10 protein-coding genes and 1 pseudogene are annotated in these 17,029 nt (G+C 43.4%); 10 read left to right on the forward strand and 1 reads right to left on the reverse strand.

Annotated elements, in window-relative coordinates; genetic code table 11:
- Positions 1 to 205: 205 nt before the first annotated feature.
- The 5 genes and pseudogenes from NIES1031_RS14840 to NIES1031_RS14860 all read left to right on the forward strand — a co-directional run bounded on the left by NIES1031_RS14840 (position 206) and on the right by NIES1031_RS14860 (position 6,947).
- Positions 206 to 1,149: pseudogene (locus NIES1031_RS14840) on the forward strand (Rpn family recombination-promoting nuclease/putative transposase).
- 11 nt (positions 1,150 to 1,160) lie between these two features.
- A complete protein-coding gene (locus NIES1031_RS14845; protein ID WP_218596817.1) occupies positions 1,161 to 1,748 on the forward strand; it encodes a YdcF family protein in 588 nt (195 codons plus the stop codon).
- A gap of 288 nt (positions 1,749 to 2,036) precedes the next feature.
- Entirely contained in the window at positions 2,037 to 2,621 is a 585-nt protein-coding gene (locus NIES1031_RS14850; RefSeq protein ID WP_073550318.1) for a putative colanic acid biosynthesis acetyltransferase, read from the forward strand.
- Between the two features lie 486 nt (positions 2,622 to 3,107).
- A complete protein-coding gene (locus NIES1031_RS14855; RefSeq protein WP_073550319.1) occupies positions 3,108 to 4,451 on the forward strand; it encodes a glycosyltransferase family 4 protein in 1,344 nt (447 codons plus the stop codon).
- Between the two features lie 252 nt (positions 4,452 to 4,703).
- Positions 4,704 to 6,947, forward strand: coding sequence for a GumC family protein (locus NIES1031_RS14860; protein WP_073550320.1), 2,244 nt, complete (start codon positions 4,704 to 4,706; stop codon positions 6,945 to 6,947).
- A 90-nt stretch (positions 6,948 to 7,037) separates the two neighbouring features.
- Here the strand turns inward: NIES1031_RS14860 and gltB are convergent, their stop codons facing one another.
- Positions 7,038 to 11,726, reverse strand: a complete 4,689-nt coding sequence (gltB, locus tag NIES1031_RS14865; RefSeq protein ID WP_218596825.1) for a glutamate synthase large subunit — start codon at positions 11,724 to 11,726, stop codon at positions 7,038 to 7,040.
- Positions 11,727 to 12,620: 894 nt separating this feature from the next.
- Between gltB and NIES1031_RS14870 the strand changes: the two genes are divergently transcribed.
- From NIES1031_RS14870 to rpsG, 5 genes are all read left to right on the forward strand, one after another.
- Complete coding sequence (locus NIES1031_RS14870) at positions 12,621 to 14,519, forward strand: phosphodiester glycosidase family protein (protein ID WP_073550321.1); 1,899 nt, start codon at positions 12,621 to 12,623, stop codon at positions 14,517 to 14,519.
- A 295-nt stretch (positions 14,520 to 14,814) separates the two neighbouring features.
- On the forward strand, positions 14,815 to 15,234 hold the full coding sequence (locus NIES1031_RS14875) for a cupin domain-containing protein (protein ID WP_073550322.1): 420 nt from the start codon (positions 14,815 to 14,817) through the stop codon (positions 15,232 to 15,234).
- Between the two features lie 126 nt (positions 15,235 to 15,360).
- The gene (locus tag NIES1031_RS14880; RefSeq protein WP_073550323.1) at positions 15,361 to 15,708 is read left to right on the forward strand and encodes a HesB/IscA family protein; all 348 of its coding nucleotides are present in this window, start codon (positions 15,361 to 15,363) and stop codon (positions 15,706 to 15,708) included.
- Positions 15,709 to 15,867: 159 nt separating this feature from the next.
- Positions 15,868 to 16,239 carry a 30S ribosomal protein S12 gene (rpsL, locus tag NIES1031_RS14885; RefSeq protein ID WP_015190070.1) on the forward strand — a complete coding sequence of 124 codons (372 nt, stop codon included), beginning with the start codon at positions 15,868 to 15,870 and terminating at the stop codon, positions 16,237 to 16,239.
- 258 nt (positions 16,240 to 16,497) lie between these two features.
- Positions 16,498 to 16,968 (forward strand): 30S ribosomal protein S7, encoded by a 471-nt coding sequence (gene rpsG, locus NIES1031_RS14890; RefSeq protein WP_073550324.1) that lies wholly within the window; start codon positions 16,498 to 16,500, stop codon positions 16,966 to 16,968.
- The last annotated feature ends 61 nt before the right edge of the window (positions 16,969 to 17,029 follow it).

Below are 17,029 nucleotides of genomic sequence, written 5' to 3' on the forward strand. Positions count from 1 at the left end.
TCTTACGTATTTAGAACTACCATCTACTCTCTATCCTTACTTATTCAGGACTACCAAAATTTTAATGTAATTTAATCGTAAGCACGAGTAGTATCATTTTTCATCATATTAGCGATCGCCTTATAATTGCGAAACTACTCAACATTATTCTGATTAAACGTGCGATCGCACTTTTCAACACATTCTTCAAAAACTCATCCTATGCATGATAGACCACGATCGCCTCTTTAAAGAACTGCTGACAACATTCTTCTGGGAATTCATCAACTATTCTTTCCTGCTATTACTACTTACCTCGAACGCGACTCAATTACATTCTTAGACAAAGAACTTTTCACTGATGTCACATTAGGCGATCGCCGCGAAGTCGATTTACTTGCCAAAGCCAAGTTCAGAGAACAAGAAACATTCTTCCTCATCCACTGCGAACACCAATCACAATCCCAAACTGAGTTTGGCAGAAGGATGTTCTACTACTTTGCACGTTTATCTGAAAAATACGCCCTCCCCGTCTACCCAATAGTCATTTTTTCCTACGACACTCCACAACGCAGCGAACCGACATCATATCAAGTCACCTTCCCTGACAAAACAATCCTGGAATTCAACTACAGTGTCATCCAACTCAATCGTTTGCACTGGCGCGACTTCTTAAGACAAGAAAACCCCGTAGCCGCTGCACTGATGGCAAAAATGCAAATCAAACCTCAAGAGCGATCAATAGTAAAATTAGAATGCTTGCGCCTGCTAGCCACTTTACGTCTAGATCCAGCACGAATGCAACTGATATCTGGCTTTATTGATAGCTACTTACGCCTCAACATCCAAGAAGAACAGCTATTTCAAACACAACTGAGTACACTAGGAATAGCTCAACAGGAGGAAGTGATGGAAATTGTCACCAGTTGGATGGAACAAGGTATCGAACAAGGTAGACAAGAAGGTAAACAGGAAGGTAGACAAGAAGAAGCCCAATCATTAATTTTACGCCTCCTCAACCGCCGAATTGGTGCATTCGATGCACAATTACAAGCACAAATCCAGCAACTGTCACTTTCGCAGTTAGAAAACTTAGGTGAGGCTTTATTAGACTTTAGTGATACCTCTAATTTAATCACTTGGTTAGAGCAGCACTTAAGCAGTAACTGAAGTTGTCTTGAATGAGCGATCAGCTATCGATGAAGTTTCCTCCTCAGCATAAATACCGCTTTGTCACTTTGGCGATCGCCTCCTTGCTCATCATTCTATTAGGGATCATTCCGCTAAGAGTTGCGATCGCCCATTATCAAGCACCCCAACCTCAAGCTATCCTCACTCTCGGTGGTGGGATTGAACGTGAGAAATTCACCGCCCAATTTGCTCAACTTTATCCTCAACTCGAAATCTGGGTATCTTCCGGTATCCCCACCAATCAAGCCCGCAGCATCTTTCAACAAGCAGGTATTTCCAACACACGAGTTCACATTGATCGCCGCGCTGTTGATACGGTAACTAATTTCACTTCACTCATTAGTGAATTCCAACAACGCTACATAAAACACGTTTATCTTATCACCTCTGACTTTCATATGCCCCGCGCCAAAGCGATCGCGACTATTATTTTTGGAAGTCAAGGTATCATCTTCACTCCAGTCTCAATTCCCTCCAACCATCCCCCTGAATCACAATTGCGCATTCTTCGCGACAGCACCCGTGCTGTGTTATGGTTTTTCACACGGCGTACTGGCGCTAGTTTTCATTCACGCTAGCGCAGCGAGGCTTTTTTTAAAATAGAATTCTCATACTTGACAAATCAAGTTCACTTGCGCCAGACTCGAAGCCAATTCCCTCCGCGATCTTTGTTTCATGAACCGCAACCAGTGTTGCTAAGTGAATAAAAGTACAATTTGCCTCCCTAAACTTGAAAACACAACATTTATGCTGCTCATCTCTCTAGACTTCGGGAAGAATGAGTAGGTACAAAATAACACTACACCTTTCCAAGTCCCCCACTTGTGGGGGATTTAGGGGATGACTTCTTCAAGCTGTCTTTAAATATGCGTCTCGATCAATACACTCTCGGCAACTATACTCCTGGCGCTCCGCTATGGAAACAACTTCTATGGTATTTTCTTGGAGAACCATTATTCCGCACTCACTGGCTACCAGTTTCAACATTCAAAGTACTCTTGCTACGCCTTTTTGGTGCCAAAATAGGTCAACAAGTCCGCATCAAACCAGGAGTACGAGTTAAGTTTCCTTGGAGATTAACTGTAGGTGATTATACTTGGATTGGTGAAAATGCCTGGCTTGATAATGTTGCACCAATCACCATAGAAAACCATGTTTGTATCTCACAAGACGTCTATCTGTGCACAGGCAATCATGACTGGCGCGATCCTCATTTTAAACTGATCCCCACTGCAATTTACATCGCCGAAGGTAGCTGGATTGCTGCTCGTGCTGTTGTCGGGCCTGGAGTTACTATCGGTAAAGGCGCGGTATTAGCCCTCGGTAGCGTCACAGGGCGATCGCTCGAACCAATGACAATTTATGCGGGAAACCCTGCGCAACCAATCAAACAGCGAGTCATATCAGGTACTCTTGTCATTCATCCTCATGATTTACCGAAAATACCTTGATTGCAAAAATGCGATCGCCTTTTGGCATCAGTAAACGTCTTCGTAGATTGACTATCCTAATTCAATCATTTTTTTTACTCAATAAATTCAAATTTTTATTTGTAAATAATACAGCTAAGCTCACTCCTCATTAAGTATCCAAAAAACATTAAGTTTTAAAAAAACTTTGCTAATTACTAGCTATTAACGCCATTACGGTTATTTAGCTCTACTCAGCGCTGAATAAATTATGAATACGTACAATTCACGCCGTAGAAATACTTAACTGCACTACCGTAGATTTACGCAAAGAGAATAAAGATATTTTAGGTTTTTGTAGAATTTTCCGTAAAGTTTCCGATGGAACAAACGTAAATAGAGGGTTAAATTGCTTGTGAAATGCAATCTTTATCAAGCAGTTGTAAATTAAATAACAAGTAGTTTGGAGAAAAACTGCTGTGCATTGTTAGATTGCTTTTTTAGTTGCTCATCAGATTGGTATAGCCGATGATAGAACATTATGCACCAGGCTTGAATTTAGAAAATTTTAAAATACTACAGCCTAGTAATGAAAAAACATCAGAACTGCAACCGACTTTTAACTTATCTATTTTTACGCAGTTCTATCCTCCTGATTATGCAGCAACAGGGCAACTTATTGAAGAGTTGGCAACTCAATTAGGTCGCCTCGGTATTCATGTACAAGTTTTTACAGGGCAGCCAGGGTACGCTTTTCGTAAAGATTCTGCCCCAGCCAAAGAAAGATTAAATCGAGTTTCAGTACAGCGATCGCGCACATCTCGCCTTTGCCCTGCAAGAATTCGTGGCAAAGCAATTAATGGATTATTTTTTTTTCTGCGCTGCGTATTTCATGTATTTAAAAATTCAGGTAAGAAAGATATTTTACTATTAACCAGCGCACCACCTTTCTTACCAATTGTTGGCTATATTGCTCAGCTATTTTTTGGCACTCCCTACATCTGTTTACTGTATGATTTGTATCCTGATGTAGCAGTAGAACTTAATCTAGTCTCCTCTACAAATTGGCTAGTTAAAGCTTGGGATCGGATCAATAAACAAGTTTGGAAAAAGGCAGACGGCTTAATTGTACTGAGTTCTACAATGAAGGAACGAGTACAAACAAAATGTCCCGAAGTAAGTGACAAAATTTCAATTATTCACAACTGGGCTAACCCTAATTGGATAGTTCCCATAGCAAAACAGAAAAATTGGTTTGCACTCAAGTACGATTTAGTCAAGAAATTCATAGTTTTGTACTCAGGTAATATGGGACGCTGCCATGAAATGGATACGATATTAGAAGCAGCTTTCCAACTACAAAATGAGCAAATTCAATTTGTTTTTATTGGCGGTGGCGCTAAGCGACAAATTTGCATTGAACAAGTGAAAAAGCTAGGTCTAACGAATTGCCAATTTTTACCGTATCAAGACAAACAAGATCTTCCTTATTCCCTAACAGCGTGCGATTTATCATTAGTAAGTATTAGCTCAGGAATGGAAGGAATTGTTGCTCCTAGCAAGTTATATGGTATTTTAGCTGCTGGACGTCCCGTTGCTGCAATTTGCGAATCTAACTCTTATTTACGATCGCTACTATCCGAAGCAAATTGTGGTGCAGCTTTTAGTAACGGTGATGCAGACGGTTTGGTAATGTTTATCCGGCGTCTAGCAAATGATCGCTACTTAGCAGAACAAATGGGCGATGCAGGTAGGCGTTATCTTCAATCCAATTTCACACCAGAAATTATTGCTAAACAATACTCAAAAGTCTTGAGTACAGCAGTTGAACTCCAAAAAAGTAAAGCAGAAGCAAAAAGCAAATTACGTTAGTTAGAATAACAAATTTGCAGGTGGGTATGAATTGTTAATAATTGGTTGTCATGTTTTAGTAAATATGTGAGCATTAAACCTTTTTTTCTAGTTGGCAAATAGGTACATAAAAGCAATCACTAATTTTCAACATTTTTTGAATTTAATATTTACTCATTGTCAGCTTCTATACAGATTTTCACCTATTTACTTAACTAACTATTACTTATTAGCAATTCTCATATCAAAAGTCAGCGAGAGGAATTATATATTATGGAAGAGCAGATAAAAAATCAACTACTTTTTGAAAGAAATGGCAATGGGAAACACCCCCAACCCTTGCTACCTATTATTAATACTCCTTTGCCAATTCCTGATCCAACAGATGAGTGGGATCTCCGTCAGCTTCTAGCATTAATTCGTCGTCGCGCACTCGTTTTAGGTAGTGTGGCGATCGCACTATCAGCAAGCGTTGGTTTTTGGACTTTCACGCGTCAACCCAAGTATGAAGGTGGATTTCAACTTCTTGTCGAACCTGTAACAGCCGAGAGTCAACTTGAAGGATTAACACAAATTCCTGGCGTTAGTACCCAAATGCAAAAAGAAGGCTTGGATTACGATACGCAAATTCAAGTCTTACGCAGCCCTGAATTAATGGCTCCAATTATCAAAGAAATTGCAACGCGTTATCCTGATGTTAACTACACTTCTTTGCTTGCCGATTTAAGTATTAATCGCTTTCAAGAAACTAAAATTTTAGATATTCGTTATCAAGATTCTGATCCACAAAAAATTCAGTATATCTTGCAGCAACTTACTGCTGGATTTCTTAAATATAGCTTGCAAGAACGACAAACAAATTTGCGTCAAGGAATTCAGTTTGTCGATGAACAAATGCCACAGTTACAAGAGCGAGTCAATACTTTACAAAAACAATTACAACAATTTCGTCAAGAATATAATTTTATTGATCCAGAAGTTAAAGCTGAACAGTTATCTCAGCAAGTTAGTACGATCAAACTACAACGGCTTGAAACACAAAAAGCTTTAGCAGAAACTCGTGCTTTATATACAGCGCTACAAGGTAAAGCAGGCGCTCAACTTGCCGAAACTGTAATTCTAAATCCTAACTTACAAGACCAGTCTGAAGCATCACAAGCTTTAAATGCATCTTCCGTATATCAAAACCTCGTGACGCAATTGCGTGAGATAGATAGCCAAATTGCCGCTGAATCTACTCGCTTTCAAGAAGATAGTCCCATTCTACTTACTTTGCGCCAGAAGCGTGAAAACTTATTACCAGTACTGCGCCAAGAAGCTCAACGAGTTTTAAGCAACACATTAGTTGAGGTATCTAATCAAATTTCTGGTTTAGAAGTTCGTGCAGCCAAAATTGCGCAAGCTGAAGATAATCTTAATCAACAAATTCAACAGTTACCTACTTTGGCGCGGCAATATACAGACTTACAACGCGAATTAAAAGTCGCCACTGAAAGTTTGAACCGCTTTTTAGAAAAACGCGAATCACTGCAAATTGAAACAGCGCAAAAGGAAATTCCTTGGCAAACGATCGCAGCACCTCAACTGACTCAAGAAGAACCAATCTCACCTAATATCAAACGCAATCTCATTTTAGGTACTATCGCTGGTCTTTTAGCAGGAATGGGTGCAGCGTTGTTAGCAGAACGATTAGATAATGTCTTTCATTCGCCTGACGATCTCAAAGAAATCATAAAACTGCCACTGCTTGGCACAATTCCTTTTCGTAAATCTATACCACCAGCAACACCAGCAGCTGAGATAGAAGTTGTTAAAAAATCAGAAGGTATTCAACTGCTGCTTGATAGTTTCAGCAACTCTCAAGGGGAGAGCTATTTCCCCTTCTTAGAAGCGTTTCGCTCGTTACACACAAACATCAACTTTTTAGGTTCTGATACACCCATTCATTCCTTAGTCATTAGCTCCGCATCCCATGCTGATGGTAAATCAACTACTGCTGTACACCTCGCACAAGCTGCGGCTGCGATGGGACAGCGCGTTCTACTCGTTGACGCTGATTTACGGCTACCTCAGGTACATAATAAACTCAATCTACCCAACGAAGCAGGGTTAAGTAATGTCATTACAACCAGCTTACCTGTAGACGATGCCATTCAGCGATCGCCACTGTGGGAAAATCTCTACGTTCTTACTTCGGGACCCATTCCTCCTGATCCTGTCAAGCTGCTTTCTTCTAAAAAGATGCAGCAAATTATGGCACAACTGCGACAAAGCTTTGACCTAGTTATCTACGATACGCCACCTATGTTAGGACTTGCGGATAGTAGCCTACTTGCTCCCTACACCGCAGGAATTGTCTTAGTCGTCCGCATGGGTAAAACGGATCGTTCGCTTCTCGCCCAAGCTTTAGACCGCTTAAAAATGTCGCCTGCAACGATCCTGGGTACAGTATGTAACGGTGTGAAAAACTACGATTTTGCACCATACAATTACTACTACTATAAGCCTCAAGTTTAAAATACATTACAGGGATGAGGAGTGTGGAGCGAGGGGCTAGAGAACATCATACTATTTCTCTTCTGCGCCCTCTGCTCCCCTGCTTTGGCTTTACTGCACAGAACTCAACTCTTTCTGGACAGCAGCCTCTGGACTATCAGCTTCTGAAGGTGGTACAACTTGCCAAAACTGCGGTAAGTACTCTGACCAGTTTTCCAGAATTCGTTTCGCCTTCGGTGACTTTGTGCGTTCGACATGGGCTGCGATCAACTCTTTCAATTGTTTTTCCCCTGCGGGGCTATTCACCCGTTGCAGTTTAACGATTTCGGGATTGACGAATGCGGGGAAGTTACTATCTTCATCGAGGAAGTATGCTAAACCCCCAGTCATTCCAGCACCTACGTTTCTACCAGCTTTACCCAAGACGACAATCACACCACCTGTCATATATTCGCAGCAGTGATCGCCTGCACCCTCAATCACAGCGGTTCCCTTGGAGTTACGTACCGCAAAGCGCTCGCCAGCAATACCGTTCGCAAACAGCGTACCACCTGTAGCACCATACAAACAAGTATTACCCACAATCACGTTTTGCTCAGGTGCATAAGTTGCCTCGGCTGGAGGTTTAATAATAATTTCACCACCGTGCATTCCTTTACCAACGTAATCGTTTGCTTCGCCTTCGAGCGTTAAGATCATCCCAGGCAAGTTAAACGCACCAAAGCTTTGTCCGACACTACCTTTGAAGTTGAGATTGATTTGTCCTTCAAAGCCAGTATTACCGTATTGAGCCGCGATCGCTCCCGCGAGTCTCGCGCCTACTGTTCGATCTGTATTGACAATGACTAAATCTTTAGTAGCACTAGATTGATTGCGAATCGCGGCTTGAATATCTGCATCAGCAAGTAATTCATCATCAATTACAGGACCATTACTGTGAACCGTTTCATGATTTAGCCATGCGCGATCTTCTCGCGTGTCTGGTAACTGCGTAATACAGTCGAGATTGAGCGTTTGTGTTTTTGTCAGTTTTATACCTTCGCGCACTTTGAGTAAATCAGCACGTCCGACAATGTCAGTCAGTGAGCGATAACCGAGTTTTGCTAAGAGTCCGCGTACTTCTTCCGCAATAAAATAGAAGAAGTTGACGACGTGTTCTGCCATACCAGGAAAGCGCTGTCGCAGTTCTTCTTTTTGGCTCGCAACTCCCACGGGGCAGTTATTTGTGTGACAAATACGTGCCATAATGCAGCCTTCGGCAATCATCGCAATCGACCCGAAGCCGAATTCTTCCGCGCCCATCAACGCACCCATAAGAACATCCCAGCCGCTCTTGAAGCCACCATCGACACGTAGAATCACGCGATCGCGTAATTTATTATCCATCAACACGCGATGTACTTCGGTGAGTCCAAGTTCCCAAGGTCCACCTGCGTGCTTAATTGAAGATAAGGGCGATGCCCCTGTTCCGCCATCGTGTCCCGAAATTTGAATAATATCCGCATTTGCCTTAGCAACACCCGCAGCAACAGTACCGATACCCACCTCAGCAACTAACTTGACTGATACTTGGGCTTGAGGGTTAATTTGATGCAAGTCAAAAATTAACTGTGCCAAGTCTTCAATCGAGTAAATATCATGATGAGGCGGTGGCGAAATGAGCGTCACCCCAGGCTTAGAACGCCGCAGCATGGCAATATAAGGGCTAACTTTCTTCCCTGGTAGTTGTCCGCCTTCGCCTGGTTTAGCACCTTGCGCAATTTTAATTTCAATTTGCTTGGCGTTCATCAAGTACTCAGGTGTCACGCCAAAGCGTCCTGAAGCGACTTGCTTAATTGCTGACGATGCGGTATCGCCATTTTTCAAGCCTTTCAAATGCGGTAGCAACGGCGAATGTCCTTGTGCATCGACATCATCGAGGATATGATAGCGTATCGGATCTTCTCCACCTTCTCCTGAATTTGATTTACCACCAATGCGGTTCATTGCGATCGCCAGCGTTTCATGCGCTTCGCGCGATAGCGCCCCTAAGGACATTCCACCAGTACAAAATCGCTTGACAATTTCAGTAATCGGTTCAACTTCTTCTTTAGCAATGGGTGCGCGGTCTGAATTAAAGTCGAGTAAATCGCGCAGCGCGGTGACTGGCCGGTGTTCTAAAAGTTGACGATAAACTTCGTAGTGGTCGTAATTGTTTCGATCGGCGATCGCTTTATGCAGCGCTTTTGCCAGTTCTGGGCTATTCATGTGATACTCACCGCCAGGGCGATACTGAACAAACCCGAAGTTTTCTAATTTCTTAACGGTTAATTCGGGAAAAGCCCGCTGATGGAACGACAAAACTTCCTGTGCCAGTTCGCAAATACTCAAACCACTCAAGCGCGAAGTTGTTCCATAAAATCCAAGTTCTAATAAGTCTCGCGCAATGCCGATCGCTTCAAAAATTTGCGCTCCTTGGTAACTTGTGAGTAGGGAAATTCCCATCTTCGAGAGAATCTTGAGAATTCCTGCTTCTACCGCCTTACGATAGTTATTTAGCGCTTGATCGAGCGTAATCGCGGCAATTTTTCCGCGTTCCATAAACTGCTGCGTTTTCGGGTCAGACCACCAACTTTGCACCGTTTCTAAAGCCAGATACGGACACACAGCGCTAGCACCATAACCAATCAAGCACGCGAAATGATGTGTACTCCAGCACTGTGCGGTATCAACCACCAACGAGGCTTTCATCCGCAGTCCTTCCCGAATTAGGTGATGGTGAACAGCACCAACGGCGAGTAATGGCGGGATATAGCTTGATTCTTCTGAAAGAGGATAGGCGCGATCGCTTAAAATCAAAATTGTGTTGCCGTCTTTTACCGCTGCTGCTGCCTGTTCGCACAACTTTCTCACCGCGATTTCTAAGCCTTGAGGACCTGATGCAATCTCAAACAGCGTAGACAACATAGCACAAGCAAAGCCTGATTCTTTGATTGCGGTTAAATCTCCCGCCTGCAACACTGGAGAATCGAGTTTCAAGCGTTTTGCGTATTCTGGTTTAGCCTCAAGCAAGTTTCCGCGTTCGCCGAGTTCCATCTTCAACGACATCACCAAGCTTTCGCGCAAAGGATCGATCGGTGGATTTGTCACCTGTGCAAACCGCTGCTTGAAGTAGTCGTACAGCAAATGTGGGCGTTCGGATAGTACCGCTAAGGGAATATCATCTCCCATACAAAATGTTGGCTCTTTTCCTTCGCTTGCCATCGGTTGAATTACCATTTCCACGTCTTCTGTGGTGTAACCGAAGGCAATTTGATTCCGCAGTAATGCCGTTTTCGGATTAAGCGTTTGTGGTAAAGGACTTGAGGCGAGATTTTGCGTTGTATTTTCCTCACCGCCACTTGCTGCTTGTGTCTCCAGCTTTAATGTATCGGTATTACCAAGTTCAACGCGGTACTCTTTAAGCCACTTTCCGTAAGGCTGTGCTTGTGCAATCCGCTGCTTGATCTCCCAATTTTTTAAAACTTCATGACTTTCCAAATCGACAGCGATCATTTGCCCAGGTCCGAGTCTGCCTTTTTCGATAATCTCGGCTTCGGGTAAGTCCACAACCCCTGCTTCAGAAGCAACAACAATGTAGCCGTCTTTTGTAATACTGTAGCGTGCTGGTCGTAAGCCATTGCGATCAAGTGTTGCACCTACTTTCTTACCATCGCTAAATACAAGTAGCGCCGGACCATCCCAAGGTTCTTGAATACCGCTGTAGTATTCGTAAAAATCAATAATTTCTGGGTAATTATCTAGATCAGGCTGATTTAAATACGCCTCTGGCACCATAATCATTAATGCTTCTAGCGGACTTCGACCGGATCGCACCAATAATTCCAAGACGTTATCTAACGTTGCTGAGTCGCTATTATCAACATAAACAATCGGCTTGAGTACTTCAAAGCGGTCTTCCCAAACTGGATGCGTCAAGTCGGCTTCGCGTGCCATCATCCAGTTAATGTTGCCGAGTAATGTGTTAATTTCTCCGTTGTGTCCTAATAGCCGCATCGGTTGCGCCAATGGCCATTTTGGCATCGTGTTTGTGCTAAAACGACGGTGGTAAACTGCAAAAGCACTTTGATAAGCTGAATTTTTTAAATCGGTATAAAACTCACCCAGCACCGCCGATCGCACCATTCCTTTGTAAACAATCGTGCGACTCGAAAACGAGCAAACATAAAAGTTTTCAGCGTCTTTAATCTCGCCCGTTTCTGCTAAGGCTTTACCAATCTTTTTCCGCGTGATGTACAGTTGACGTTCGAGCGCATCACCTGTTTTGTCGGCGCTAGCAACAATGACTTGTTCAATTTGCGGTTGATTTTCTCTTGCTTGAATTCCTAATAACTGGGGTTTGACAGGAACGACGCGCCAGCCTAATACTGTTAAGTTCTCTTGTGCTAATATGCCTTCGATTGTCTGACGAACAAGATTTGCGATCGCCTCTTCTTGAGGTAAAAAGAGCATCCCCACTGCACAATTTTTGGATGGCGGTAGCTGTTTTCCTTGCTGTTGTAACCACTGACTCAGCAACGCCCAAGGAATCGCAGTCATCAACCCTGCACCATCTCCCGAATCTTGGTCAGCACTACAGCCGCCTCGGTGTTCTAAACATGCAAGTGCTGTTAATGCCTTTGCCACAATTTCATGACTTGCTTGATTTTCACAGTGCGCAATAAACCCCACGCCGCAGGCGTCTCTTTCTTCTACCAACCAGCGCGGCCCCGCATTATAAGTACTCTCTGAAGAACGATCTACGTTTTGATTCGCCGTCATGTTCAGTGGATTTTGATTCATCTGCTGGTTATTCATAGATTAGTTAGGATTCTGCAAAGGGGATTTACTTAGAGTTGACTGCGATTCATTCTGCGGTTTATAACTACAGAATCAAGGCTGACGATCAAGACAAGTTGCGTTAATAAAAATTATTTAAAATTACCTGACTCACGCTCAATACTTTTTGTTGGCGTTTTAAAATTAAACCTTTTCTTATTAGTGCTGGCAATCTCATTGACAACCGATTTCGTAATACGTTCTTATTTTGGAACTCTATTGTTTGGGTGAGTGTCTTAAACTTATGGTTTTGTCACAACTCAGCAATTCCTGCGAAAGGAATGCTAGTCAAAAACTTAATTTGCTTTATGCGTAATCTATTGACAAACCATAGAAAATGTGCGGTATTCCCCGATCTTTATCATAAAGTAAAAGTAACAGAGTAAGGTTATGATCAAATGCTCAGATTTGACAATTCCTCAGTGCAATAAAAATTTACTGCTACTGCGGAGGAGCTACTTAAGCATTTATCTATTAGGTCGCTGACACGACGCCCAATTTTAAAGTGCAAGCTCCATAGTACATTCGAGCACTAAGCAAAACCTAGATACTACTAGTTTGGTGCCCACTGAGCGATCAAGCTACTTCTATACATTATGACGTTAAGCCTCGAAATAGAAGTCAGTAATTTTTAATATTTAGGAGTTAGGAGTGAACAGCGAGGAAACTAAACGAACTCAGCAGCCCTGGCGCGCCAATCAGGCAAATGCCAGTTCAAGCGCAAAACATCAAAATAGCTCTGATCAACGCTGCTGCAATATCCACATTAGGTTGACTCCTCGGCGGCACCCCTTGCAACAGTGGACTATACCTGTTATCCTAGCTCGCGCCTTCCTAATGCCCCGCCAAGTCTTATTTTTGCTCTTAACAATCACATTGTGGTTGATATCGACTACTAGTAGTGCTGCGCAGCAGTTGTCGCCATACGCAAAGCCTTCGGCAAAGCCATTATTAATAAGTCAAAATTCTGCACCGCGCTTAGTTGCTAAAGGTACGCAAATTGCGCTCAATAGTCGTACGTTACCAGGTGCCTGGAGTCAATGGCAGCAGCCGACTAAATCCGGAATGGCAACAGCGATTAGCGACGCTGGACTCATGCAACTTTTAGGAGTTGAGTTATTAAACACGAAGGATGTCACCAAGCAATCCGTGCAATGGTTTTCTGAACCAAAAACCTCAACGTTTACATTAGATGCTTGGCATCATAATAGCTATCGCTATCTTAATATTACGCAATTAGCAACGAAGCTCGGCTGGCAAATTCAAACGAATGGGAATACGCTACAAATCAAAACTCCACCCGCAACGATTAAAGATATTCGCCAAGGTAAACAAGTATGGGGTGATCGCATTGTCATTGATTTAGACCGCCCAGCGTTTTGGCAAGTCACGTCACAGCCACTTCTTGCAAAACCTAAATCGCCATCATCCACAACTGATGACGATCAACCGCCGAATCAAGAATGGCTCATTACTATTGATGCGACAGCACAGCGATCGCTACTTCAACGCTTTCGACCAAGTTTACCTGAGCAACTCACCAGCGCTCAAGATAGCGACCAAACTTCGGTACTTCAACTAGAAAGCGCACCCAATTTGACAACGATCCGCCTCAGTGTTCCCGCTGGCTTATCGCCACGTCCAAGTACTTTACCCAACCCCAACCGCTTAGTCATCGATTTACGACCGGATGCAATGGTTGAACGCGATATACAATGGGCTTCTGGTATTCGTTGGCGACAGCAATTTGTTACATTGGGCGATTCGCACTTTCCTGTCGTTCTACTCGAAGTCAATCCACGCACAACAGGGCTAGCTCTCAAACCAATTTCTAGCGCCACAAATTCGCTGACTGGTACGGCACCAATTATCACAACTGCGCAACAATTAAATGCCGCAGCGGCAATCAACGGCGGTTTTTTCAATCGCAAAAATCAGTTACCCTTAGGAGCAATCCGGCGTGACGGACAATGGTTATCTGGCCCCATTCTCAACCGAGGCGCGATCGCTTGGAATGATGCTGGTAAATTCAAATTTGGACGGCTACAACTTCAAGAAACAATCGTTACTTCTTCTGGACAGCGTTTGCCGGTTGTGACGTTTAACAGTGGCTACGTCAAACCTGGTATTGCCCACTATACAAACACTTGGGGCGCGACATACACTCCTCTCATCGACAACGAAACTATTGTCGTTGTGCAAAATAACCAAGTCACTAGACAAATTCCTGGTGGTGCTGCTGGCGAAACAACAGTTCCGATTCCCGCCAACGGCTTCTTACTCGCGCTACGGGCAAATCCACAATTTGCTAGTTTACTACCCATAGGCGCAACCGTCCGCACCGAAAATGCGACAAGTCCTGCTGATTTTGCCAGTTACCCACATATTTTAGGCGGTGGACCGCTTCTATTGCAAAATCGTCAAATCGTGCTAAATGCGCAAGCTGAAGGCTTTAGTGAAGCTTTTAGCCGTCAAAAAGCCGCGCGAAGTGCTATTGGTGTAACCGCAACAGGCAATCTCCTCATCACTGCTGTCCACAATCGCGTTAATGGCATTGGTCCAAGCTTGACCGAAATTGCCCGAATCATGCAACATCTCGGCTGTGTTGATGCTTTAAATCTCGACGGTGGTAGCTCAACAAGTCTTTTCTTAGGAGGACAGTTACTCGATCGCTCTCCCCGTACCGCCGCCCGCGTCCACAACGGATTAGGTATTTTTCTCGAACCTCGTACCTAAATGGTGAGTGCGCGTTCATTACAGTCAAACTTTTTAAGAAGAGGTACCTGATAATTCCAATGCATTTAGCCCAACAAAAGCTAATTGATTAATTCCTTATAGTTAAAGATTACTTAAACATACCGCACAACTGATGAAGAGTTGTTATAAAAATATGAAACGGATGCATTTTGTAGTGACAGCTGCTAGCAGGTGTTTGCTATCTTGGGCTATATTTGCCAAAGTTTGGGTATCTTAAGCGCAAAATCAGTTTTTCTATATTTGCTATAAGTTGTTTTTTTAAGGAGAAAAATGTATGGTTCAGGCTCAAGAAACTGCCCACGAGCCGACAACACTGCCTTTACCGCCATCTGTAGGTCATAAAGGCGTTGCAGCTACTGAACTTAGACCTTGGGGTTCTTTCACGATTCTCGAAGAAGGACGCGGATACAAAATCAAGCGCATTGAAGTTAAACCAGGGCATCGTCTGAGCCTACAGATGCACCACCACCGCAGCGAACACTGGATTGTTGTTTCGGGTACAGCAAAAGTCACTTGTGGCGATGCCGAAATTCTACTTACGAATAATCAATCTACCTACGTACCTCAGTGTACAAATCACCGCTTAGAAAATCCTGGTGTGATTCCTCTTGTTATTATTGAAGTCCAAAATGGCGAGTACTTGGGAGAAGACGATATCGTCCGGTTTCAAGACGACTACTCTCGCACAAAGTAACAATTAAGAGTAGGGAAGAAAACAGTTAAGATGCTTTGTAGGAAAGCTAAATCAAACGTTATAAATTAACTTTTGTGTCTTGTTAGCGAGTAAAGGCATATTTTCATTCCCTACTTTTAATGCATCATGGTTCGTCTCAGCACATCCGCAGCTAAAGAAATTCAACGCCTGCAAGCTAAGCAGCATGATCAAAATGTCTTCTTTCGGCTAAAGGTTCAAGCTGGTGGCTGCTCTAGCTTGTTATACAACATGGAATTTGATACTAATCTCACTCCAAGCGATCGCGTTTATGACTGTAGCGGAATTACCGTTGTTGTCGATGCGCAAAGCACTGATTATATTCATGACCTCCTCCTTGATTATTCGGAAGATTTGATGGGCGGAGGTTTTCGCTTTCATAATCCTCAAGCGATCGCAACTTGTAGCTGCGGTAACTCATTTTCCATAGCATCTGATGCCTCTACTTCTCAATAGTAGCGATTGATAACCAACTATCAAGCAGGAAACCTCAACACAATTCTCTGACCTCTGCCCCTTCTTTACTGCTGCCGATTTGACACAAACTTGATAAGTTTGTTATACTCAGGATTTGTTAAAACTTAAAGCAGTAAGCAAATTTACGTGCTGTAACCCATGCCAACCATACAGCAACTCATTCGTAGCGAACGTCAACTAACAAGCAAGAAAACAAAATCGCCAGCATTGAAGGAATGCCCGCAGCGTAGAGGCGTCTGCACGCGGGTATATACTACAACTCCTAAGAAGCCTAACTCTGCCTTGCGCAAGGTAGCTAGAGTGCGCTTGACCTCTGGGTTTGAAGTCACCGCATACATTCCTGGAATTGGTCACAATTTACAAGAACACTCGGTCGTTATGATTCGAGGTGGTCGTGTTAAAGACTTGCCTGGAGTGCGGTACCACATCATTCGCGGGACGCTAGACACCGCCGGAGTCAAAGACCGCAAGCAGGGGCGTTCTAAATATGGTACAAAGCGCCCCAAGTAACATAATTTGCAGAAAAAAGTGTAGCAAATCTCACGCTTGCTACAATTCTTAAACAAAAATGTTAAAGTGGCAAAGTGATGCCTACGCTTGCTTTGATAAGCGGAAGTATATTTACTAGGCGGCTAGCAAAGTTAATATATCCAGCTTAAAAACTAGAATAATGACTAGTTATATTTAAAGCTGTGCCAAAGAGTGTCACAGCCGAAGCCCGCTCTTAAATGTCGTTGTTGCCCAGTAGTTCAATTTAAAGGCTTACGTATGTCTCGTCGTACTGTTATTCAAAAACGTCCAGTTCCCCCAGATTCAGTATATAACAGTCGCATCATCAGCATGATGATGCGACGGGTGATGCGTAGCGGAAAAAAATCTCTAGCTGCAAGAATCATCTATGATGCAATGAAAACCATCGAAGAACGGACGGGTGGCGATCCGATCGAAACTTTTGAAAGAGCGGTACGTAATGCAACTCCGCTAGTCGAAGTTAAAGCCCGCCGGGTTGGAGGTGCAACCTACCAGGTACCGATGGAAGTACGTGCAGATCGGGGAACTACGTTAGCGCTCCGCTGGCTAATTCAGTACGCTAGACAACGTTCAGGTCGCTCAATGGCAAGCAAACTTGCTAATGAATTAATGGACGCTGCCAACGAGACAGGAAGTGCAATCCGTAAGCGAGAAGAAACGCATCGTATGGCAGAAGCAAATAAAGCATTCGCTCACTATCGATACTAGAGGGGAAATCAGCATAAATATAGAACGGGTTTCCCTAAACGTATAGAATTTTAACAGAGAG

The organism is Chroogloeocystis siderophila 5.2 s.c.1, assembly GCF_001904655.1.
Taxonomy (GTDB): domain Bacteria; phylum Cyanobacteriota; class Cyanobacteriia; order Cyanobacteriales; family Chroococcidiopsidaceae; genus Chroogloeocystis; species Chroogloeocystis siderophila.

Bases quoted from the DNA above. Each gene is read 5' to 3' on its own strand.
- NIES1031_RS14845 (WP_218596817.1), top strand. From the start codon at position 1,161: ATGAGCGATCAGCTATCGATGAAGTTTCCTCCTCAGCATAAATACCGC.
- NIES1031_RS14850 (WP_073550318.1), top strand. From the start codon at position 2,037: ATGCGTCTCGATCAATACACTCTCGGCAACTATACTCCTGGCGCTCCG.
- NIES1031_RS14855 (WP_073550319.1), top strand. From the start codon at position 3,108: ATGATAGAACATTATGCACCAGGCTTGAATTTAGAAAATTTTAAAATA.
- NIES1031_RS14860 (WP_073550320.1), top strand. From the start codon at position 4,704: ATGGAAGAGCAGATAAAAAATCAACTACTTTTTGAAAGAAATGGCAAT.
- gltB (WP_218596825.1), bottom strand. From the start codon at position 11,726: ATGACGGCGAATCAAAACGTAGATCGTTCTTCAGAGAGTACTTATAAT.
- NIES1031_RS14870 (WP_073550321.1), top strand. From the start codon at position 12,621: ATGCCCCGCCAAGTCTTATTTTTGCTCTTAACAATCACATTGTGGTTG.
- NIES1031_RS14875 (WP_073550322.1), top strand. From the start codon at position 14,815: ATGGTTCAGGCTCAAGAAACTGCCCACGAGCCGACAACACTGCCTTTA.
- NIES1031_RS14880 (WP_073550323.1), top strand. From the start codon at position 15,361: ATGGTTCGTCTCAGCACATCCGCAGCTAAAGAAATTCAACGCCTGCAA.
- rpsL (WP_015190070.1), top strand. From the start codon at position 15,868: ATGCCAACCATACAGCAACTCATTCGTAGCGAACGTCAACTAACAAGC.
- rpsG (WP_073550324.1), top strand. From the start codon at position 16,498: ATGTCTCGTCGTACTGTTATTCAAAAACGTCCAGTTCCCCCAGATTCA.